At 74.3% G+C, this 21,330-nt stretch carries 19 protein-coding genes; 7 read left to right on the top strand and 12 right to left on the bottom strand.

Features of this window, described 5'->3' with window-relative positions:
- Nucleotides 1-122: 122 nt before the first annotated feature.
- Complete coding sequence (locus CNO22_RS04235) at nt 123-2,411, bottom strand: ATP-dependent Clp protease ATP-binding subunit (protein ID WP_232806777.1); 2,289 nt, start codon at nt 2,409-2,411, stop codon at nt 123-125.
- A complete protein-coding gene (locus CNO22_RS28815) occupies nt 2,356-2,664 on the bottom strand; it encodes a Clp protease N-terminal domain-containing protein (RefSeq protein ID WP_232806776.1) in 309 nt (102 codons plus the stop codon). Before CNO22_RS28815 ends, CNO22_RS04235 begins: the two co-directional genes overlap by 56 nt.
- A 242-nt stretch (nt 2,665-2,906) precedes the next feature.
- Here CNO22_RS28815 and CNO22_RS04230 point away from each other — a divergent pair, with 242 nt between their 5' ends.
- A complete protein-coding gene (locus CNO22_RS04230) occupies nt 2,907-3,851 on the top strand; it encodes a COX15/CtaA family protein (protein WP_100498106.1) in 945 nt (314 codons plus the stop codon).
- A gap of 109 nt (nt 3,852-3,960) precedes the next feature.
- Here CNO22_RS04230 and CNO22_RS04225 read toward each other — a convergent pair whose 3' ends face one another.
- The gene (locus CNO22_RS04225) at nt 3,961-4,875 is read right to left on the bottom strand and encodes a heme o synthase (protein ID WP_198588088.1); all 915 of its coding nucleotides are present in this window, start codon (nt 4,873-4,875) and stop codon (nt 3,961-3,963) included.
- Between the two features lie 368 nt (nt 4,876-5,243).
- Here CNO22_RS04225 and tkt point away from each other — a divergent pair, with 368 nt between their 5' ends.
- From tkt to CNO22_RS27455, 6 genes are all read left to right on the top strand, one after another.
- Nucleotides 5,244-7,457 (top strand): transketolase, encoded by a 2,214-nt coding sequence (tkt, locus tag CNO22_RS04220; protein ID WP_100498104.1) that lies wholly within the window; start codon nt 5,244-5,246, stop codon nt 7,455-7,457.
- A gap of 26 nt (nt 7,458-7,483) precedes the next feature.
- Nucleotides 7,484-8,590, top strand: coding sequence for a transaldolase (gene tal / locus CNO22_RS04215; RefSeq protein ID WP_100498103.1), 1,107 nt, complete (start codon nt 7,484-7,486; stop codon nt 8,588-8,590).
- A gap of 228 nt (nt 8,591-8,818) precedes the next feature.
- A complete protein-coding gene (zwf, locus tag CNO22_RS04210) occupies nt 8,819-10,336 on the top strand; it encodes a glucose-6-phosphate dehydrogenase (RefSeq protein ID WP_100498102.1) in 1,518 nt (505 codons plus the stop codon).
- 25 nt (nt 10,337-10,361) lie between these two features.
- Nucleotides 10,362-11,459, top strand: a complete 1,098-nt coding sequence (locus CNO22_RS04205) for a glucose-6-phosphate dehydrogenase assembly protein OpcA (protein WP_100498101.1) — start codon at nt 10,362-10,364, stop codon at nt 11,457-11,459.
- Between the two features lie 73 nt (nt 11,460-11,532).
- Complete coding sequence (pgl, locus tag CNO22_RS04200; protein WP_100498100.1) at nt 11,533-12,348, top strand: 6-phosphogluconolactonase; 816 nt, start codon at nt 11,533-11,535, stop codon at nt 12,346-12,348.
- 100 nt (nt 12,349-12,448) lie between these two features.
- The gene (locus tag CNO22_RS27455; protein WP_157936793.1) at nt 12,449-12,607 is read left to right on the top strand and encodes a hypothetical protein; all 159 of its coding nucleotides are present in this window, start codon (nt 12,449-12,451) and stop codon (nt 12,605-12,607) included.
- Nucleotides 12,608-12,673: 66 nt separating this feature from the next.
- Here CNO22_RS27455 and CNO22_RS04195 read toward each other — a convergent pair whose 3' ends face one another.
- The 9 genes from CNO22_RS04195 to whiA form a co-directional block, all read right to left on the bottom strand.
- The gene (locus CNO22_RS04195) at nt 12,674-13,015 is read right to left on the bottom strand and encodes an RNA polymerase-binding protein RbpA (protein ID WP_100498099.1); all 342 of its coding nucleotides are present in this window, start codon (nt 13,013-13,015) and stop codon (nt 12,674-12,676) included.
- Between the two features lie 117 nt (nt 13,016-13,132).
- A complete protein-coding gene (secG, locus tag CNO22_RS04190) occupies nt 13,133-13,366 on the bottom strand; it encodes a preprotein translocase subunit SecG (RefSeq protein WP_091376136.1) in 234 nt (77 codons plus the stop codon).
- Nucleotides 13,367-13,489: 123 nt separating this feature from the next.
- A complete protein-coding gene (locus tag CNO22_RS04185; protein WP_232806775.1) occupies nt 13,490-15,283 on the bottom strand; it encodes an ABC transporter substrate-binding protein in 1,794 nt (597 codons plus the stop codon).
- Nucleotides 15,284-15,311: 28 nt separating this feature from the next.
- Nucleotides 15,312-16,175: a triose-phosphate isomerase gene (gene tpiA, locus CNO22_RS04180; protein WP_100498098.1), complete on the bottom strand. Its 864-nt coding sequence runs from the start codon at nt 16,173-16,175 to the stop codon at nt 15,312-15,314.
- Between the two features lie 15 nt (nt 16,176-16,190).
- A complete protein-coding gene (locus CNO22_RS04175) occupies nt 16,191-17,384 on the bottom strand; it encodes a phosphoglycerate kinase (RefSeq protein ID WP_100498097.1) in 1,194 nt (397 codons plus the stop codon).
- Nucleotides 17,385-17,388: 4 nt separating this feature from the next.
- On the bottom strand, nt 17,389-18,393 hold the full coding sequence (gene gap / locus CNO22_RS04170; protein WP_100498096.1) for a type I glyceraldehyde-3-phosphate dehydrogenase: 1,005 nt from the start codon (nt 18,391-18,393) through the stop codon (nt 17,389-17,391).
- A 110-nt stretch (nt 18,394-18,503) separates the two neighbouring features.
- Complete coding sequence (locus tag CNO22_RS04165; protein WP_157936792.1) at nt 18,504-19,175, bottom strand: GGDEF domain-containing protein; 672 nt, start codon at nt 19,173-19,175, stop codon at nt 18,504-18,506.
- 43 nt (nt 19,176-19,218) lie between these two features.
- Nucleotides 19,219-20,187, bottom strand: a complete 969-nt coding sequence (locus CNO22_RS04160; RefSeq protein ID WP_157936791.1) for a histidine kinase N-terminal 7TM domain-containing protein — start codon at nt 20,185-20,187, stop codon at nt 19,219-19,221.
- Nucleotides 20,188-20,342: 155 nt separating this feature from the next.
- Nucleotides 20,343-21,323, bottom strand: a complete 981-nt coding sequence (gene whiA, locus CNO22_RS04155; protein ID WP_100498115.1) for a DNA-binding protein WhiA — start codon at nt 21,321-21,323, stop codon at nt 20,343-20,345.
- Nucleotides 21,324-21,330: the final 7 nt, after the last annotated feature.

The following is a 21,330-nucleotide window of genomic DNA, read 5'->3' as shown; positions in this document are numbered from 1 at the left end:
CGCCGGCCCTGTGACCGACGCCACGCCCAGGGAACCGCCCCGAGCCCGGTGAGAGTAAGGACCCGCCTGCCCCCCACCGCTCGCACGCTCGCGGCGGGACCCTGCAGGGAGGCCGTCCTTCCTCAGACGCCGACGGTCGCGGGCTTCGCGGGCTGGTCGACGGCGAAGTCGAGCCGGCCGTCGCGGACGCCGACCGTGACCCGCTGCCCCCGCTCCAGGCGGCCGTCGAGCAGCAGCCGCGCCAGCGGGTTGTCGACCTCCCGCTGGATGGCGCGGCGCAGCGGCCGGGCGCCGAACTGCGGCTCGAACCCGTGCTCGGCGATCCGGGTGACCGCCTCGTCGGTGACGACCACCTCGATGTCCTGGGCGGCCAGCCGGCGGCGGGTCTCGTCGAGCAGCAGCCGGGTGATCTCGGCCAGCTGCTCGGTCTCCCGCTGCTGGAACACCACGATCTCGTCGATCCGGTTGAGGAACTCCGGGCGGAACTGCTCGCGCAGCCGCCGCATCAGCCGCTCGCGCAGCCCGGCGTCGGCCGCCGCGCCGTCCCCCGAGCCGAAGCCCAGCGGGGTGTTGCGACCCTGGATCAGCTCCGACCCCAGGTTGCTCGTCATGATCAGCACGGTGTTCTTGAAGTCCACCGTGCGGCCCTGGGAGTCGGTGAGCCGCCCGTCGTCGAGCACCTGCAGCAGGGTGTTGAAGACGTCGGGGTGGGCCTTCTCGATCTCGTCGAGCAGCACCACCGAGTACGGACGACGGCGCACCGCCTCGGTGAGCTGGCCGGCGTCCTCGTAGCCCACGTACCCGGGGGGCGAGCCCACCAGCCGGCTGACCGTGTGCCGCTCCTGGAACTCGCTCATGTCCAGCCGGATCATCCGGTCCTCGTCGCCGAACAGCGCCTCGGCCAGCGCCCGCGCCAGCTCGGTCTTGCCGACGCCGGTGGGCCCGAGGAACAGGAAGCTGCCGATGGGCCGGTCGGGGTCGCCCAGGCCGACGCGCGAGCGGCGCACCGCCTCGGCGACGACGCCGACGGCGTCCTCCTGCCCGACGACCCGCTGGTGCAGGTGCTCCTCGAGCTGCAGCAGCCGCTGCATCTCCTCCTGCGTGAGCTGGTTGACCGGGATGCCGGTGGCGCGGGAGACCACCTCGGCGATGTCCTCGACGCCGACCTCGGGGACGCCGGACGTGCCGCCGTCCCCGGTGCGGGCCTGCTCCAGCCGGGCCTGCGCCTCGGTGAGCTGGTCGCGCAGCTCGGAGGCGCGCTCGTACTGCTCGGCGGCGACGACCTGGTCCTTCTCCCGCTGCAGCCGCTCGACCTCCTGCTCGAGCCCGCGCAGGTCCGTGGGCGGGGTCTTGACCCGCCGGCGCACCCGGGCCCCGGTCTGGTCGATCAGGTCGATGGCCTTGTCCGGGAGGTGGCGGTCGGTGATGTAGCGGTCCGAGAGCTCGACCGCGGCCCGGATCGCGTCGTCGGTGAAGCGCACCTCGTGGTGGGCCTCGTACCGGTCGCGCAGCCCGCAGAGGATCTGCACGGTGTCCTCGACGCCGGGCTCGCTGACGAGGATCGGCTGGAACCGGCGCTCCAGGGCGGCGTCCTTCTCGATGTTGCGGCGGTACTCGTCGAGCGTGGTGGCGCCGATGATGTGCAGCTCGCCGCGGGCCAGGGCCGGCTTGAGCATGTTGCCCGCGCCGCCGGAGCCCTCCGAGGCACCCGCGCCGACGACGGTGTGCAGCTCGTCGATGAAGACGATGACCTCGTCAGAGTGCTCGCGGATCTCGTCCATGATCTTCTTGAGCCGCTCCTCGAAGTCACCGCGGTAGCGGGTCCCGGCCACCAGACCGGTGAGGTCCAGCTCGACCAGCCGCCGGCCGCGCAGCGTCTCCGGGACGTCACCCTGGACGATCTGGGCCGCGATGCCCTCGACGATCGCCGTCTTGCCGACGCCGGCCTCGCCGATGAGCACGGGGTTGTTCTTGCGCCGCCGGGAGAGCACCTCGACGGTCTGCTCGATCTCGTCCTCCCGGCCGATCACCGGGTCGATCTGGCCGTTGCGGGCCATCTCGGTCAGGTCGCGGCCGTACTCGTCCAGCGTCGGGGTGCTCGACTGTCCCTGCCCGGGGCCGCCGGGGCGCCCGCCGCCGGGCTGGCCGCCGCCCGTGGCGGCCTGCTGCAGCGCCTCGGGGGTGACGCCGCGCTGGCGCAGCACCCGCCCGCCCGGGGAGTCCGGGTTGACGGCCAGGGCGAACAGCAGGTGCTCGGGGCCGATGTAGGTCGAGCCGAGGGCACGCGAGACGCGGTGGGCGTCGAGCAGGGCGTGCTTGGCGGCCGGGGTGAGGGACGGCGACTCGTCCCGGGGCTCACCCCGCGACAGCTGCTGCTCCAGGGCGGCGCGCAGCTGGTCGGGGGTCGGCACCGGAGCGGGCCAGGAACTGCCGCGTCGTCTCGTCACCGGTCATCGCCCACAGCAGGTGCTCGGTGTCCAGGTCGGCGCTACCACCGGCCACCGCCTGGTGCGCGGCGGCGTTGACCAGCTCCCGCGCCTGCTGGCTGAGGAACTGGGTGATGTCGACGCGCTGCCGGGGCGTGCGCTGCTCCCCGCCCAGGTAGCGGGCGAAGAAGTCGTCGAAGGGGCTCCCGTAGGGGCCCGGGAAGAAGGGGTTGGTCATACCTCACGTCCAAGGGGAGTCGGATCGGTCGATGGGGCACCCGGGAGGTCCCACGGGACTCGGGGACCGGCTCGCGGGGGCTCCCCGCTGCAGCTCCCTTACCCGGGAGGGCGCACCGGCACCGGTGGCGGCGACTGGGCCGCTCGCGTCCCGTACAGCGCGGCACACCGACCCGTTGCTTCCGCCCCGCGCTCCGCTCTCGGCGAACCGGGGACGCCCGTCCGCGCGGCTAGCATCGGCTCGTGCCGGTCCTCCCCACCGCCTTCTCCCCTGCTGCCGTCTCGCGCCTGGCGCTGGCCAACGTGGTCGCCAACGGCGCGATCATCGTCACCGGCGGCGTCGTCCGGCTCACCGGCTCGGGGCTGGGCTGCCCGACCTGGCCGCGCTGCACCAGCGAGAGCTTCGTCGCGACCCCCGAGCTGGCCGGGCACGGCGTCATCGAGTTCGGCAACCGGCTGCTGACCTTCGTGCTCACCGCCGTCGCCGTCGCCCTGCTCGTGGCGGTCTTCCGCTCGCCTCGACGCGACCTGCGCCCGCTGGCCGTGCTGGCCTTCCTCGGCATCCCGGCCCAGGCGGCCATCGGCGGCGTCACGGTGCTCACCGGGCTCGACCCGTGGACGGTGGCGGTCCACTTCCTGGTCTCCGTCGTCCTGACGGCCCTGGGCACGGTGCTGTGGCTGCGGTCCCGGGAACCGGGGGTCGGCCGGCCGCTGGTCCGCCGTCCGATCGCCCTGCTGGTCGGCGGGATCGCCGCGGTCACCGCGGCCGTGCTGGTGCTGGGGACGATCGTCACCGGCAGCGGCCCGCACAGCGGCGACGTCGACGAGAACGACGTCCCGACCGGCGACCGGATGGGCTTCGACATCGAGCTGGTCAGCCAGCTGCACGCCGACGTCGTCTTCCTGCTCGTCGGCCTCACGATCGCCCTGCTGGTGGCCCTGTACGCCACCGACGCCCCGGGCCGGGTCCGCCGCGCGGCCCGCGACCTGCTCGTCGTCCAGCTGCTGCAGGGGGTCATCGGCTTCGTGCAGTACTTCACACAGCTGCCGGTCGTCCTGGTGCTGCTGCACATGCTCGGCGCGGTGCTCGTGACGGTCTACACGGCCCGGCTGGTGTGGTCGGTCCGCGGCCCGGCCTCCGAGCTGCCGATGGACGCCCCGTCGCAGCGCGTCGCCGCCGCGCGCTGACCCATCCGGATGTCGAGGCCACGTCGAGTGGCGGGTCGGCGTGGTGTCCGGGACGTCGAGACCACGGCGACCCACCACTGGACGGCACCCACCGCCGGGGCGCCCGGGTTCAGACCAGGACGTCGACGATGATCGCGATCGAGAGCAGGGTCATGTAGGTGATCGAGACGTGGAAGAGCTTCATCGGTCGCTCGTCCCTGCCGGCGCGGAGGCGGGCCAGCCACTGGTGGGCCTCCCACACGAACCACGCACCGAGCGCCACCGCGGGCACGGTGTAGATCCAGTCGATCGCGGGCGTCACCGGACCGAGGAGCAACGAGACGGCGAGCGTCCCCCACGCCCAGGCGAGCGATTGGCGCCCGACCTCGGCCGGGGTCGCCACCACCGAGAGCATCGGCACCCCCGCCCGGGCGTAGTCCTCGCGGAACCGCATCGCGAGCGCCCAGAAGTGCGGCATCTGCCAGCAGAAGACGATGCCGAAGAACACGATCGCGGGCCAGGCGAGTGACCCGGTGACCGCGGCCCACCCGATGAGCACCGGAGCCGCACCGGGCAGTCCCCCGAAGACCGTGTTGTGCCGGGTGCGCCGCTTGAGCACCATCGTGTACAGCACCGAGTAGGCGAGGATCGCGCCCGCGGCCAGTGCCGTGGCCAGCGGCGTGGTCTCCGACCACAGGAGTGCGAGCGAGGCGCAGGCGAGCACGATCCCGAACACGAGTGCGCCGCCCGAGCTGATCACGCCCATGGGGAGCGGCCGCTTCTGGGTGCGGTGCATCAGCCGGTCGATGTCGCGGTCGTACCAGCAGTTGATCGTGTTCGAGGCCCCTGCGGCCAGGGTCCCGCCCACCAGGGTGGCCAGCAGCAGGCGCCAGGAGGGCCAGCCCCCGGCGGCCAGCATCATCGCGGGCACCGTCGTGACCAGCAGCAGCTCGATGAGCTTGGGCTTGGTCAGCGCCACGTAGGCGCGCACCGTCACCGGCAGACGGCCGGCCTGCACCGCCGGGCGTTCGGAGAGCGTCGTCACCGGGCGGCCACCGACGGGGCGGCGGCCAGCGGGCAGGGCACCACCGGGCACCTGGACAGCACGGGGTCCCTTTCGACCGGGGACGGGAGAACGGCCCAACTGTAGCCCTCGGCCCCCCTCCTCCCCGGTGGGCATGACCAGGGTCTCGTTCCGGGCGGACCACTAGGGTCGATCACGTTGGTGCTGCGCACGCAGCGGGTAGGGCCGACGTCGACGACGACGGTGCGTGCTGGTCCACAGCATCCGGACCGGGACGGACGCGAGGCCGGTCGCTGGAGCCAGGCACCGCCGTCCGCCCGGGCCAGACGAGGTCGCCGCTGATCACCCGGACGGGATCCGCACGGCCGATCCGAGGGAGCACGACACACATGGGAACCCAGAGCACCGCGTCCGAGGCCCCGGCCGAGGCCGCCACCGACGCGCCCACCGGCGACCCGCGCCAGCCGCACCCGACGCTGCCGGAGGACTTCGGGGCGCTCGACCGCCGCGCCATCGACACCGCGCGCGTGCTGGCGATGGACGCCGTTCAGAAGGTGGGCAACGGCCACCCGGGGACGGCGATGAGCATGGCCCCGACCGCCTACCTGCTGTTCCACAAGTGGCTCCGGCACGACCCCAGCGACCCGAACTGGGTCGCCCGCGACCGCTTCGTGCTGTCCATGGGCCACTCGAGCCTGACCCTCTACGTCCAGCTCTACCTCTCCGGCTACGGCCTCGAGCTGGAGGACCTGCAGGCCCTGCGCACCTGGGGCTCCAAGACCCCGGGCCACCCGGAGGTGAACCACACCCCGGGCGTGGAGACGACGACCGGTCCGCTGGGCCAGGGCGTCGGCAACGCCGTCGGGATGGCGATGGCCGCCCGCCGCGAGCGCGGCCTGTTCGACCCCGAGGCCCCCGAGGGCGAGAGCCTCTTCGACCACACCGTCTGGTGCTTCGCCTCCGACGGCGACATGGAGGAGGGGGTCAGCGGCGAGGCGTCGTCCCTGGCCGGCACGCAGCAGCTGGGCAACCTGGTCCTCGTCTACGACGACAACCGGATCTCCATCGAGGACGACACGACCGTCGCCTTCACCGAGGACGTCGGCAAGCGCTACGAGGCCTACGGCTGGCACGTGCAGCATGTCGACGACGGCGAGGACCTCGCCGCGGTCGACGCCGCCTTCGCCGCCGCCAAGGCCGAGACCGGCCGCCCGTCGCTGATCGTGCTGCGGACGGTCATCGCCTGGCCGGCGCCCAACAAGCAGAACACCGGCGCCTCGCACGGATCGGCGCTCGGCGAGGACGAGGTGCGCGCCACCAAGGAGATCCTCGGCTTCGACCCGGACACGACCTTCGACGTCGACGACGAGGTGCTCGCCCACGCCCGCTCGGTCGTGGAGAAGGGCCGCCAGGACCACGCCGAGTGGGACCAGCGGTTCGCCGCCTGGCAGCGGGAGGACGCCGACGCGGCCGCGCTGCTCGAGCGGATGCGCACCCGCACCCTGCCCGAGGGCTTCGGCAAGGACCTCCCCAGCTGGGACGCCGACCCCAAGGGCGTGGCCACCCGCAAGGCCTCCGGCGAGGTGCTCGCCGCGCTCTACCCCGTGCTGCCCGAGCTGTGGGGCGGGTCGGCCGACCTCGCGGAGAGCAACAACACCGCGGTCAAGGGCCAACCGTCGTTCCTGCCGGCCGACCGCCAGACGAAGATGTGGTCCGGCGGGCCGTACGGGCGCACGCTGCACTTCGGCGTCCGGGAGCACGGGATGGGCGCGATCATGAACGGCATCGCGCTGCACGGCGGCACCCGCGTCTACGGCGGCACCTTCCTCACCTTCTCCGACTACATGCGCGGGGCGGTGCGGCTGGCCGCGCTCATGCAGCTGCCGGTCACCTACGTGTGGACGCACGACTCCATCGGCCTGGGCGAGGACGGCCCGACCCACCAGCCGATCGAGCACTTCGCCGCGCTGCGGGCCATCCCGGGGCTGGACGTCGTCCGCCCGGCCGACGCCAACGAGGTCGCCGTCGCCTGGCGGACCGTGCTGGAGAACAACGACCGCCCGGCCGGCCTGCTGCTGTCCCGGCAGAACCTCCCGGTGTTCGACCGCGGCGAGTTCGGCTCCGCCGAGGGCGTGGCCCGCGGCGCCTACGTCCTGGCCGAGGCGTCGAACGGCAGTCCCGAGGTGATCCTGCTCGGCACCGGCTCGGAGGTGCAGATCGCCGTCGCGGCCCGCGAGCGCCTGGAGGCCGAGGGCGTGCCCACCCGGGTGGTCTCGGTCCCGTGCGTCGAGTGGTTCGCCGACCAGGACCAGGCCTACAAGGACGAGGTGCTGCCGCCGACCGTCCGCGCCCGGGTCAGCGTCGAGGCGGGTGTGCCCATGGGCTGGCGCGAGTTCGTCGGCGACGCGGGCCGGATCGTCGGCCTCACCCACTACGGGGCCAGCGCCGCCTACTCCGTCCTCTACGAGCAGTTCGGCCTCACCGACGAGGCCGTCGTGGCCGCCGCCCGCGAGAGCATGGAGGCGGCCCGCTCCGGCGACGCCGTCCCGGCCGGCCCCGTCGCCGCAACCGGCGGCCTGCCGCACCCCACCGGCGACCGATGACCATCCACACCCAGAGAGGGCCTGACATGGCACTGAACGAGAAGCTGGCCGAGCTGTCGTCGGCCGGGGTCGCCGTCTGGCTCGACGACCTCTCCCGCGACCGCATCCGCAGCGGGAACCTGCAGTCACTGGTCGACGAGTACGGCGTCGTCGGCGTCACCACCAACCCGACCATCTTCGCCGCGGCGATCAGCGGGTCGGAGTCCTACGACGACCAGCTGCACGCCCTCGCGGTGCGGGAGGTCAGCGTGGAGGAGGCGCTGCGCACCATCACCGCCTCCGACGTCCGGGACGCCTGCGACCTGCTCGCGCCGGTCGCGCAGCGCCAGCCCGGCGACGGCCGGGTGTCGCTGGAGGTCGCCCCGGGTCTGGCGCACGACACCGACGCCACCGCCGCCGAGGCCGCGCACCTGTGGTGGCTGGTCGACCGGCCCAACCTCTTCATCAAGATCCCGGCGACGCAGGCGGGCCTGCCGGCCATCACGACGTCCATCGCCCGCGGCATCAGTGTCAACGTCACCCTCATCTTCAGCCTCGAGCGGTACCGGGCGGTCATGGACGCCTACCTCTCCGGGCTGGAGCAGCGGCTGGCCGAGGACCCCGACGCCGACCTCGCGCAGATCGCCTCCGTCGCGTCGTTCTTCGTGTCCCGCGTGGACAGCGAGATCGACAAGCGGCTGGAGAAGGCCGGTGCCGACCCCTCGCTCAAGGGGAAGGCGGCGCTGGCCAACGCGCAGCTGGCCTACCAGGCCTACGAGGAGGTCTTCTCCTCCGACCGCTGGAAGGCCCTGGAGGCCGAGGGCGCCCGCCCGCAGCGGCCGCTGTGGGCCTCCACCGGCGTGAAGAACCCCGACTACCCCGACACGCTGTACGTCAGCGAGCTCGTCGCGCCGGGGACGGTCAACACCATGCCGGAGAAGACGCTGCAGGCCTTCGCCGACCACGGCAGCATCGGCACCCCGGTGCAGAAGACCTACGACCAGGCCGCGTCGGTGATGCAGGCGATCGCCGACGCCGGGGTCGACCTCGACGACGTCTTCCGCGTGCTGGAGGACGAGGGCGTGCAGAAGTTCGTCGACTCGTGGGACGAGCTCACCGAGTCGGTCCGGACGCAGCTGGAGGACAAGGCCTGACCCCCGGGTCCGCGTGCACCCTGCCGTCGCCGGGTGCACGGGGACCCGGCTCCGTCGTGGCCGGGGCCGAGCGGGAGGCCCCGGTCCGCGGTCCGCCGCGCCGCGCCCGGGTGCTCACCGCGCGGTTCGGCCGTGGAGACGGAGAATCGACGCAGCTCCGCACTCCCCCGTCGACCGGTGCACCGCCGCGCCGGACGCCGGGTCCCCTCCCGACCTCGAGGACGGACCATGATCACCAACCCGCTGCGCGATCCGCGGGACCGGCGGCTGCCCCGCGTACCCGAGCCCTGCGCCCTGGTCGTCTTCGGCATCACCGGGGACCTCGCCCGCAAGAAGCTCCTCCCGGCCGTCTACGACCTGGCCAACCGCGGACTGCTGCCCACCAACTTCGCCCTCCTCGGCTTCGCCCGCCGCGACTGGGGCGACCAGGACTTCGCCGAGCTGGCCCGCGAGGCCGCGCGCAAGGCCGCCCGCACCCCGTGGCGCGAGGAGGTCTGGGAGCGGCTGGCCGGCAGTGTCCGCTTCGTGCAGGGCTCGTTCGACGACGACAACGCCTTCGATGAGCTCGCCGCGACCCTCGGCGAGCTCGAGGGCAGCCACGGCATCGGCGGCAACGCCGCGTTCTATCTGTCCATCCCGCCGGCCATGTTCCCGGTCGTGCTCAAGCAGATGCAGCGCACCGGCATGGCCGAGAGCACGCCCGACCGCTGGCGCCGGGTGGTCGTGGAGAAGCCGTTCGGCACCGACCTGGCCTCCAGCCGGGCGCTCAACGAGCTGGTGGACTCGGTGTTCACCGCCGAGGACGTCTTCCGCATCGACCACTACCTGGGCAAGGAGACCGTCCAGAACCTGATGGCGCTGCGGTTCGCCAACACGCTGTTCGAGCCGGTCTGGAACGGCCACCACGTCGACTCGGTGCAGATCACCATGGCCGAGGACGTCGGGATCGGCGGGCGGGCGCAGTTCTACGAGCAGACCGGCGCCGCCCGGGACGTGCTGCAGAACCACCTGCTGCAGCTGCTCGCGCTGACCGCGATGGAGGAGCCGGTCGAGTTCTCCGCCGAGGAGATCCGCACCGAGAAGCTCAAGGTGCTGCGCGCGGTCTCGCTGCCCGAGGACCTCCCGACCTTCGCCGTCCGCGGCCAGTACGAGCAGGGCTGGCTGGCCGGCCAGCGGGCCACCGGGTACCGGCAGGAGGAGGGCGTCGACCCGCACTCCACCACCGAGACCTACGCCGCCGTCCGGCTGGGCGTGGAGACCCGGCGGTGGGCGGGCGTGCCGTTCTACCTGCGCACCGGCAAGCGGCTGCCGCGGCGGGTCACCGAGATCGCGCTGGTGTTCAAGCGGGCGCCGCACCTGCCCTTCGCCGACACCGACACCGAGGAGCTGGGCAACAACCAGCTGGTGATCCGCGTGCAGCCCGACGAGGGGATGACCCTCAAGTTCGGGTCGAAGGTGCCGGGCAGCGTGATGGAGGTCCGCGACGTGGCGATGGACTTCCTCTACGGCGAGCAGTTCACCGAGGCCAGCCCCGAGGCCTACGAGCGGCTGCTGCTCGACGTCCTGCTGGGCGACGCGACCCTCTTCCCGCGCAACGCGGAGGTCGAGGCGTCGTGGGCGGTGATCGACCCGCTCGAGGAGTTCTGGGCCGGGACGACGCCGCAGCCCTACCGGGCCGGCGAGTGGGGACCGCGTGCGGCCGACGAGATGCTCGCCGCCGAGGGCCGCCGGTGGCGTCGTCCGTGAGCGGCGCCCGAGAGGAGGAGACACCGTGACGACCCTGTGGGACACCAGCGGCTCCGCGGTGGTCAAGGAGCTGGCCGCGCAGCGGCGCACCGGCGGCGCCGTGCTCTCCGGCGTCGCGCTGACCCTCGTGGTCGTGGCCGACGAGAACCGGGTCGCCGAGGCCGAGGAGGCCGCGACCGCCGCCGCCGAGCAGCACCCCTGCCGGTTGCTGATCGTCGTGCGCCGCCAGATCGAGGCGCCGACCCCGCGGCTGGACGCCGAGGTGCTCATCGGCGGGCGGCTGGGCCCCGGCGAGGCCGTGGTCATGCGTATGTACGGCCGGCTGGCGCTGCACGCCGAGTCGGTCGTGCTGCCGCTGCTGGCCGCCGACGCCCCGGTGGTGACCTGGTGGCACGGCACGCCGCCCGAACGGCTGGCCACCGACGCGCTGGCCGTGATCGCCGACCGGCGGATCACCGACAGCTCGCTGGCCGAGGACCAGCTGGCCGCGCTGCGCGCCCGCGCCGCGGACTACGCGCCGGGCGACACCGACCTGGCCTGGACCCGCAGCACGCCGTGGCGCTCCACGTTGACCTCGACCGTGGACTCGGTGTCCGGGCGCCGCGGTGACGCGGTCCGGGTGCTGGGCGGGCAGGTCGAGGGCGACGCGGGGCACGCCACCGCACTGCTGCTGGCCGGCTGGCTGAGCGCGCGCTGCGGCTGCGAGATCCCGGTCATGGCCAGCGAGCGGCGCCCCGGCCCCAGCGGCGTCTCCGCCGTGGTCCTGGAGCTCGACCAGGACGAGCAGGTGCGGGTGGAGGCCGACCGGCGCGGCGGGGCGGTCATCGCCCAGCCCTACCGCCCGGAGGCCACCGTGGCGCTGCCCGACCGCCAGCTCGGCGACCTGGTCGGTGAGGAGTTGCGCCGGCTGGACCCCGACGAGCCGTTCGCCGAGGCGCTGGAGTCCACGACCGGCGTCGCGGACCTCGCGCACCGCTCCGCCGTGCGCGAGCACGTGTGGTTCGACCCGGCCGAGGCCGGCCGGGACGGTGGAGAGCCGCTGGACACCGTGCCGGAGGACTCCGTCGGGTCCGACGAGGTCGCCGTCAACAGCGAGCGCAACAGCGCCGAGGTGGCACCGTGAGCGAGCTCGCGAGGTCACGCGAGGACGCAGCACGCTGCGTCACGAGCCGGACGAGCGCCGGCGAGGTCGGCTCGTGACGCTGCCCCCCGGCGACCGGATCGCCGCCGGCCTGGCCGAGGAGGGCCGCCCGGCGCCGGACGTCGTCGTCGAACCCGACGCCGACCGGCTGGCCCGGGCGGTCGCCGCGGCGCTGGTCGCCCGGCTGGCCGCGGCGCAGGCCGTGCACGGGACGGCGTCGGTCGTCCTCACCGGCGGCGGCATCGGCACCGCCGTGCTCGAGCGGGTCGCCGACCTGGTCCGCGAGCCGGCGCGCGAGCGGGTGGACTGGACCGCTGTCGACGTCTGGTGGGGCGACGAGCGCTGGGTCCCGGCCGACGACGAGGAGCGCAACGAGCTCGGCGCCCGGCGGGCGCTGCTCGACGCGGCGGGCGTCCCGACCGAGCGCGTGCACGCGATGCCGGCCTCGGACGCCGGGTTCGCCGAGCCCGAGGACGCCGCGGCCTGGTACGCCGGGCAGCTGGCCGCCGCGGCACCGGAGGGCGAGCCGCTCCCCCGCATCGACGTGCTGCTGCTGGGCATGGGCCCGGAGGGGCACGTGGCGTCGATCTTCCCGGGGACGCCGGCGGTCTCCGACGAGCGCACCGTGGTCGCGGTGCGCGACTGCCCCAAGCCGCCGCCGACCCGGGTGAGCCTGGGCTTCCCCGCGATCAACGCGGCCGAGGAGGTGTGGCTGCTCGTCTCCGGCTCGGCCAAGGCACCGGCCGTGGCCCGGACGCTGCGCGGCGGCGCCACACCGGACGAGCTACCGGCGGCCGGGGTGCACGGGCGCCGGGCCACCCGCTGGCTGCTGGACGCCGAGGCCGCCGCGGAGCTCGACCGGCGGAGCTGAGCCGGGGTCCGGCGACCCTGGTGGGGGCGCCGGCCGGCGAGCAGAGTGCGGTCCGCGCCCGGCAGCCGCCGGGCCACCGTCCCACTCCGTGGAGCCTGCGATGACGCTCTCCGCCCCCGCCGTCCACCGCACGCCCCGCCCGGCGCGGGAGGTCGTCCCCGCGCCACCGCTCGGGCACCGTGGCTGCTACTGGAACTGGGACCGGGCGGCCTGGGTGGCGTGGACGACCGTGCCCCTGCCTCGACCGCCGCAGGAGTGAGCACTCCCGGCCCCTCTGCAGGGGCCCGCCGCGAGCCTGCGAGCGGTGGGGGGGCAGAGGGGTCCTTCAGGCACCGCGGCGGGCCCGCAGCTTGGCCAGCGCCTCCTCGAGGAGGGCGTCACCGTCGGCGTCGCTGCGCCGCTCGCGGACGTAGGCCAGGTGGGTCTTGTAGGGCTCGGTGCGCGGCGCGGGCGGCGGGGCCGCCTGGTCCTGGCCGGCCGGCAGGCCGCAGCGCGGGCAGTCCCACAGCTCGGGCACCTCGGCCTCGGAGGCGAAGGACACCTGCGTCTCGTGCCCCTGGGCGCACCAGAACGGCACCCGCCGGCGGGGAGCGGCCTCGCCGCGCTCGGCCTCCCCCATCGGACCCGCGCCCACCCGCGTGCCCCGGATCGCGTTACCACCAGCCACCAGTGCCCCCTGTGCCTCTCAGCGGTGTGCGGCGACGAGCGGCCGCCGGGGCAGTCTATGGCCTGGATCTTGCTCCGCAGAGGACTTTGGTCCCGATGACCTCGGCCTTCGTGCCGCTCAGACCTTGAGCAGGATGCCCAGGCCGATGATGCAGACCGTCCAGATCAGGCCGATGAAGACCGTGAGCCGGTTGAGGTTCTTCTCCACCACCGAGGAGCCGGACAGCTGCGAGGAGACCGCGCCGCCGAACATCGAGGACAGGCCCCCGCCCTTGCCGCGGTGCAGCAGGATCAGCACCACGAGGAGCACGCTGGTAAGTACCAGCAGCACGTTGAGGACCAGCTCGACCATGCCCCGAGGGTAGCCGACCGGCCGCCGCCGGCCGTTCAGCCGACCGTGTCCGCCGCTCCGCCGGCCGTCAGCGGCTGTACCCGCGGTCCGCTCCTCCCACGGTGCCGTCGGTCCCCCGGGCTGTCAGCGGACGCCGGCGGTCGCCAGGTCGTAGCCGGTGTACGGGCCCATCACCACGCCGTTGCGCAACCGCTGCCCGGCGAGCAGCTGGACCCGCGACTCGGCCAGCGGCACGTACGCCCCGGTGGCGGTGGCGGCGGTCGCCACCTCGCGCCAGGTGGCGCGGGCGGCCTCCGGGTCGCCGGCCGCCGCGTGCGCGGCGTCGATGAGCCCGTCGATCGCGGGGTCGGCCAGCCGGGCGAAGTTGGTGTTGCCGACCGTGCTCACCGACCGGCCGTCGACCAGCGGGACGAGGAACGAGCCGGGGGTCGGGAAGTCGGCGGTCCAGGTGGCCAGCACGATGCCGATGCCGTTGTCGCGGACCCGGTCGGGGTTGCCGACCTCGGTGGCGTAGAAGCTGGGCGCGTCCAGCGGGCGGACCTCGGCCCGGATGCCGATGCGCGACAGCTGCCCGGCGACCTCCTCGGCGACGGCCACGCCGGTCGGGGCGTCGGGGACGGCGAGCACGGTGTCGAAGCCCTCCGGCTGCCCGCAGGTGCGCAGGGCCTCCTCCGCCGTGGCCGGGTCAGGGGTCGGGTCGGGCTCCTCGGGCCCGCCCTCGACGCCGCGCGGCCACAGCTGCGAGGTGCGCACGGCCTCCGCCGGACCCCCGAGGACCTCCTGCACCGCCGCCCGGTCCACGACCGCCGCAACCGCGGCCCGGCAGGAGGCGTCGTCGAACGGCGCGACGTCGGTCGGCAGCGCGAGCAGCCGGACGACGTTGTTGGTCACCTCGTCGATCCGGTCGACCAGCCGGACGTCGCCGCCGGTGTCCTCGCCCAGGCGGGCCGTCGTCGGCGCCTGGATGCCGGCGCCGGAGATGTCGACGTCGGCCGAGCCGGCCAGCAGCGCCTGGTCGCGCTCCACGCCGGTCAGCCCGGTGCGCACGACGACCCGGTCGGGCAGCGCGGTGCGCACCTCGTCGGTCGCCGGGTCCCACTGGGGGTTGCGCTCGAGCACGATGCCGGTGACGTCGTCCCGCGTGGTCACCGCGTACGGGCCGGAGGACACCGGGTCGCGGCCGTAGTCGGCACCGGTGTCGCTGTCGGCCGGCACCGGGCTGCTCGAGGGCAGCGCCATGACGTAGGGGAAGTCCGGCTGCGGCGCGCGCAGCCGGAAGGTGATCGTCCGGTCGTCGGGCGTCTCGACCGAGGCCAGGCCCAGCCGGCCGGGTGTTTCGTCCTGGTAGGGCCCGGCGTAGGGGTTGCCCGGGTCGTCGAGCAGCTCGACGACCCGCGTGGGACCGCCGACGATCACGTCCGAGGCGAACGAGCGCTCGATGCCGTACTTGACGTCGCGCGAGGTGATCGGCGCGCCGGTCTCGAAGCGGACGCCCTCGCGCAGGGTGAACGTCCAGGTGGTGCCGCCGTCCGGCGTGGTGCCCAGGTCGGTGGCGAGGTCGGGCACCAGCTCCCCGGTGTGACCGGGCTCGGAGGAGTAGGTGACCAGGGTGCGGGTGTAGAGCCGCATGAGGTTCCACACGCCCGGCAGGTAGGACCGCTGCGGGTCGAGGTTGTCGGCCTCGCCGGTCACCACCCGCAGCGTTCCCCCGGTGGCCCCGGACGGCGCCCGGACCCCGGCGACGCCGGTGTCGGGGCCGCCGCCGAAGACGGGGAGCGTGGGGCGGTCCTCACCGGCGTTGGCACAGCTGACCGCCACCCCGACGACCAGCAGGACGACGGCGGCGATGCCGACCACCCGGCCGCGGGTGCCCCGCGTCCAGGCAGGGCCCCGCTCCAGCGTGCTGTCCAACCCCACCCGCTCCCCGCCTGTCCGGCGGCGGCGGTCAGCCGCCGTCGGCGGCTGTCCGACAGATCTGCGCGAACTCGTCGGCGTCCAGGCTGGCGCCACCGACGAGTGCACCGTCGACGTCCGGCCCGGCCAGGATCCCGGCCGTGTTCGCGGCCTTCACCGACCCGCCGTAGAGGATACGGACGATACCGGCGGTCTCGGCGCCGAAACGCTCGGCGAGCCGTGACCGTAGGGCACCGCACACCTCCTGCGCGTCCTCGGGCGTGGCGACCTCGCCCGTGCCGATCGCCCACACCGGCTCGTACGCGATGACGACCCCTCCGCCGGACCCGGAACCCCCGCCGCCGAAGATCCCGGTTCCGTCGCCGGGTGTCGTGAGCTGCTCGGCGCCGAGGCCCTCCAGCGCGGCGTCGAGCTGGGCGGTGCAGTGTGCGACGTGCTCACCGGCCCGGCGTACCTCCAGCCCCTCCCCCACGCAGAGGATCGGCACCAGCCCGTGCCGCAGGGCCGCCTGCACCTTGCCAGCCACCACGGCGTCGTCCTCACCGTGCAGCGCGCGCCGCTCGGAGTGGCCGACGACCACGTAGCGGCAGGCCAGCGCGGCGAGCATCGCGCCGCTGACCTCGCCGGTGTAGGCGCCGGAGTCCTGCACCGAGAGGTCCTGCGCGCCGTAGCCGATCTCGAGCTTGTCGCCGGTCACCAGCGTCTGCACGCTGCGCAGCGCGGTGAACGGTGGCAGGACGACGACCTCGGCCGCCTCCAGCTCGGGATCCTTGAGGCTGAAGGCCAACTTCTGCACCAGCCCGATCGCCTCGAGGTGGGTGAGGTTCATCTTCCAGTTGCCGGCGATGAGGGGCCGGCGTCCCTCGCGGCGGACCGGGGTGCCCCTGCGTGCCATGTCCGTCCTCCTCGCTCAGTCGGCCAGCACCGCGAGGCCGGGCAGCTCCCGGCCCTCGAGGTACTCCAGCGACGCGCCGCCGCCGGTGCTGATGTGGCCGTAGGCGGCCTCGTCGAGGCCGAGCTGGCGCACCGCGGCGGCGGAGTCGCCGCCCCCGACGACCGACAGGCCGTCGACCGCCGCCACCGCCTCGGCCACCCCGCGGGTGCCGGCCTGGAACGGCGCGAGCTCGAAGACGCCCATCGGCCCGTTCCAGAAGACGGTGCGGGCACCGCCCAGCTCGCGGCCGAAGGCCTCCACCGTGCGCGGGCCGACGTCCAGGCCCAGCTGGTCGTCCGGGATCCGGTCGACCGGGACGGTGGTCGTCTCGGCCTCGGCGCTGAACTCGGGCGCGCAGACGACGTCGACCGGCAGCACGATGCGGTCGCCGGCCTCGGCCAGCAGCCGCCGGCAGGTCTCGACCTGGTCGGCCTCCAGCAGTGACTTCCCGACGCCGTGCCCCTGGGCGGCGAGGAAGGTGAAGCACATGCCCCCGCCGACCAGGAGCCGGTCGACCTTGGGCAGCAGCGCCTCGATGACGGCGAGTTTGTCGCTGACCTTGGAGCCGCCGAGCACCACGACGTAGGGCCGCTCGGGGTCCTGCGTCAGCCGGGTCAGCACGTCGAGCTCGGTGGCCACCAGCCGGCCGGCGACGTGCGGCAGCCGCAGCGCCACGTCGTACACCGAGGCGTGCTTGCGGTGCACGGCGCCGAAGGCGTCGTCGACGAAGACGTCGGCGAGGGCGGCGAAGCGGTCGGCCAGCTCCCCCCGCTCGGCGTCGTCCTTCGAGGTCTCGGCGGCCTCGAAGCGGACGTTCTCCAGCAGCAGGACGTCGCCGTCGCCGAGCGCCCCGGCCCGGGCCCGGGCGTCGTCCCCGGCGACGTCGGCGGCCAGCGGGACGTCGCTGCCGAGCAGCTCGCCGAGCCGCGCGGCGACCGGCGCCAGCGAGTACTGGGGGTCCGGCGCGCCCTTGGGCCGGCCGAGGTGGGCGGCGACCACGACGCGGGCACCGGCGTCGCGCAGCGCCTGCAGCGTCGGCAGGCTGGCGCGGATCCGGCCGTCGTCGGTGATCGCCTTGGTGGACTTGTCGAGCGGGACGTTCAGGTCGGCGCGCACCAGCACGCGCCGACCCGAGACGCCCTCGGCGAGCAGGTCGTCGAGGGAGCGCATGGGGTTACAGCGAGCGGCCGACGAGCTCGACCGAGTCGACGAGCCGGTTCGAGTAGCCCCACTCGTTGTCGTACCAGCCGAGCACCTTGGCCATCGGGCCGAAGACCTTGGTCAGCCCGCTGTCGTAGATGCAGCTGGCCGGGTCGGTGACGATGTCGGAGGAGACGATCGGGGCGTCGGTGTACTTGAGGACCCCGGCCAGCGGGCCCGCGGCGGCCTCGCGGTAGGCGGCGTCGATCTCGTCGGCCGGCACCTCGCGGGAGAGCTGGACGGTGAGGTCGGTGGCCGAGCCGGTGGGTACGGGGACGCGGACGGCGTAGCCGTCGAGCTTGCCGTTGAGCTCGGGCAGCACCAGGCCGATCGCCTTGGCCGCACCGGTGGACGTGGGGACCATGTTGAGCGCGGCGGCGCGGGCCCGGCGCAGGTCCTTGTGCGGGCCGTCCTGCAGGTTCTGGTCGGCGGTGTAGGCGTGGATCGTGGTCATCAGACCGCGCTCGATGCCGAAGCTGTCGTTGAGGACCTTGGCCAGCGGCGCCAGGCAGTTCGTCGTGCAGGACGCGTTGCTGATGATCGTCTGCGAGCCGTCGTACTTCTCGTGGTTGACGCCCATGACGATGGTCAGGTCGTCGCCGGAGGCCGGCGCCGAGATGATGACCTTCTTGGCGCCGCCGGCGGCGACGTGCTTGCGGGCGTCGTCGGCCTTGGTGAAGAAGCCGGTGGACTCGACGACGACGTCGACGCCCAGCTCGCCCCACGGCAGGTTGGCCGGGTCGCGCTCCGACAGCACCTTGATGGTGGTGCCGCCGATCTTGATGCCCTCGCCGTCGGCGGCGACGTCCTCGGACAGCACGCCCAGGACGCTGTCGTACTTGAGCAGGTGGGCGAGGACCTCGGGGCTGGTCAGGTCGTTGACCGCCACGATCTCGATGTCCTTGCCGCTGGCCGCGGCCGCCCGCCAGAAGTTGCGCCCGATCCGGCCGAACCCGTTGATGCCCACCCGTACGGTCACAGCTGACCTCCATGTGCTCGATTGGTCTGTCGCCCCGGTCGGCCGCGCGGGCGCGCGGCCGCGATCTGCGACGACCCTATCGGCCACGGCCTGGGTGGTCCGGTCCAGGCTCAGCGACCGGGCACCAGCACCGGGACGACCGCGCCGCCGAGGGTGGGGACGGCGGCGGGGACGCGGTCGGGGTCGCCGGGTGCCGCGGCCACGACCCGGTCCCGTCCGGTGGCCTTGGCGGTGTAGAGGGCCTGGTCGGCGGCCCGGAGCAGCGCGGCCGGGTCGCTGCCGTCCGCGGGACAGACCGCGACGCCGATGCTCACCGTGATGCCGACGTCGTCGCCGTCCAGCACGTGCCGGACGGCGGCGACCTGCCGGCGGACCTGCTCGGCGCGCTCGACCGCCTGGTCCCGCCCGGCGCCGGGCAGCACCAGCACGAACTCCTCGCCGCCGAGCCGCGCGGCGGTGTCGCCCGTGCGCACCGCGGCGGACAAGGTCGCGGCCACCGAGGTGAGCACGGTGTCGCCGGCGGCGTGGCCGAAGCGGTCGTTGACGCTCTTGAAGTGGTCGACGTCGAGCACCAGCAGCGACAGCTGCCCGGTGCGCGGACGGCGGGCCAGGTCGGCGACGAGCACGCGGTCGAGGTGCCGGCGGTTGTGCAGCCCGGTCAGCGGGTCGCGCACGGCCTCCTCGGCGAGCTCGGCCCGCAGCCGCTCGATGACCTCGACCTGCTCGGCCAGCTGCCGGTTGAGCCGCTCCACGGCGGCCTGCCGCTCCTGCTGCTCGCTCACGTCCCGGACGACGAGGATCCGGCCCAGGACGCGCCCGCGGGCGTCACCGACCACCTCGTCGCGGACGTCGAGCCACAGGCCGGGGGACGACCTCGGCGACCCGGTGACCGTCCCGGCGTTCGGTCCCCCCGAGGACGTCGACCGCCACGGCACCGGCGACCTCGACGAGCGGCCGGCCGACCGGGTCCTCGGACAGCTCCGGCCGCAGCCGGCGCAGCATCCGGGCAGCCGCGGGATTGACGTCGATGAGCAGACCGGCGGGGTCGACGACCAGGACGGCGTCGGGAACGGTGTCGACGACCTGCTCCCGGGCGACCGGGACGACGCGCAGCAGGCCCACCCGGAAGATCGCCCAGCAGTCGACGAGACCGGTCACCACGAAGAACAGCGGGGTGACGTCGGTACCCGACCCGTCGAGCTGGGCGATGACGGACAGGACGCTGCCGAGGGTCGAGAAGGCGGCGGAGCAGAGCAGCACCCCGGCCTGGCGGCGGAAGACGCCCGCGCCACGCAGCCAGCGGCGGGCCAGGTGGCCGTAGGCGATCCCGACGAGGACGTAGGACCAGGCGCTGTGGACGAGGAACAGCGGCCCGAGGGTCACCTGCGCCTCGTCCCCCACCGGACCGGGCGGCAGGTCCGACATCACCAGGCCCCGCGTGGCCGGGAGGACCGCCGCGAGGACCAGGAGGGCCGGCACGAGGGCCAGCAGGGCGCGGCTGCTGCGCGGCGCCCGCCACCCGGGGTCGGACACGGTGCGGGCGACCGCGTAGGTCCCGACCACCACCAGGCTGATGGCGGCCAGCAGCACGGGGGCGTACAGGCGGCGGACGACGGTGGAGTCCACGAGGAGGACGGTCACGTCGGCGGCCGACCACGTGGCCACCCCGGCCATCGTGGCGGCCAGCGCCGTCGCGGCCGGCGTGCGGTCCCGCCATCGCCAGGCGAGCAGGCCGGTGCACGTGGCGACCAGTGCCGCGCACGCGAACACGAGCGCGGAGACCTGCGGGCCCATCCCGGCTCCGATCCGACCGGCGCGACTCTGCTGCACGCCACTGGCGTGGGCATCGGCGCCGTCGGGACCGGACTGGAGGTCGGCCACCCCTCGGGGTGACGACGCGGGAGGCCCCGCGGTCGGGGCCTCCCGCGTCGTACAGGCGTCGCGGACCGCTACTGCGTCAGCATGTCCTCGGTGACCACGGACTCGGTGTCCGGGATGCCGAGGTCCTTGGCCCGCTTGTTGGCCATGGCCAGCAGCCGGCGGATCCGGCCGGCGACGGCGTCCTTGGTCATCTGCGGGTCGGCGCGCTGGCCGAGCTCCTCCAGCGACGCCTGGCCGTACTCGAGGCGCAGCCGCCCGGCGATGAGCAGGTGCTCGGGAGCGTCGCCGTCGAGGATCTCCAGCGCCCGCTCCACCCGGGCACTGGCGGCGACCGCGGCGCGGGCCGAGCGGCGCAGGTTGGCGTCGTCGAAGTTGGCCAGCCGGTTGGCGGTCGCCCGGACCTCGCGGCGCATCCGCCGCTCCTCCCAGGCCAGCACCGCGTCGTGGGCGCCCATCCGGGTCAGCAGCGCGCTGATCGCGTCGCCGTCCCGCACGATGACCCGGTCGGCGCCGCGGACCTCACGGGCCTTGGCGGCGATGCCCAGCCGGCGGGCGGCGCCCACGAGCGCCATCGCGGCCTCGGGACCGGGGCAGGTGACCTCGAGCGAGGACGAGCGGCCCGGCTCGGTCAGCGAGCCGTGCGCGAGGAAGGCCCCGCGCCAGGCGGCCTCGGCGTCGTTGATCCCGCCGCTGACCACCGACGGCGGCAGCCCGCGGACCGGACGGCCGCGCTGGTCGACCAGCCCGGTCTGCCGGGCCAGGCCCTCGCCGTGCTTGGCGATGCGCACCAGGTAGCGCACCCCGCGGCGGATGTTGCCGCCGGCCAGCACGCTCACCCCGCTCGTGTAGCCGTAGACCTCGCTGATGTCGCGACGCAGGCGGCGGGCCACCGACCCGGTGTCCAGCTCTGCCTCGATGACCACCCGGCCACCGACGATGTGCAGCCCGCCGCTGAAGCGCAGCAGCGCGGTGACCTCGGCCTTGCGCTCGGAGGTCTTCGTGCACTCCACCCGCGACAGCTCGTCCTTGACCATGGCCGTCATCGCCATGCCGTCC

This window comes from Geodermatophilus chilensis (assembly GCF_002802985.1).
Lineage (GTDB): Bacteria > Actinomycetota > Actinomycetes > Mycobacteriales > Geodermatophilaceae > Geodermatophilus > Geodermatophilus chilensis.
Note: the sequence above shows the minus strand (reverse complement) of the source record. Positions and strands in the feature narration are given on the sequence as shown.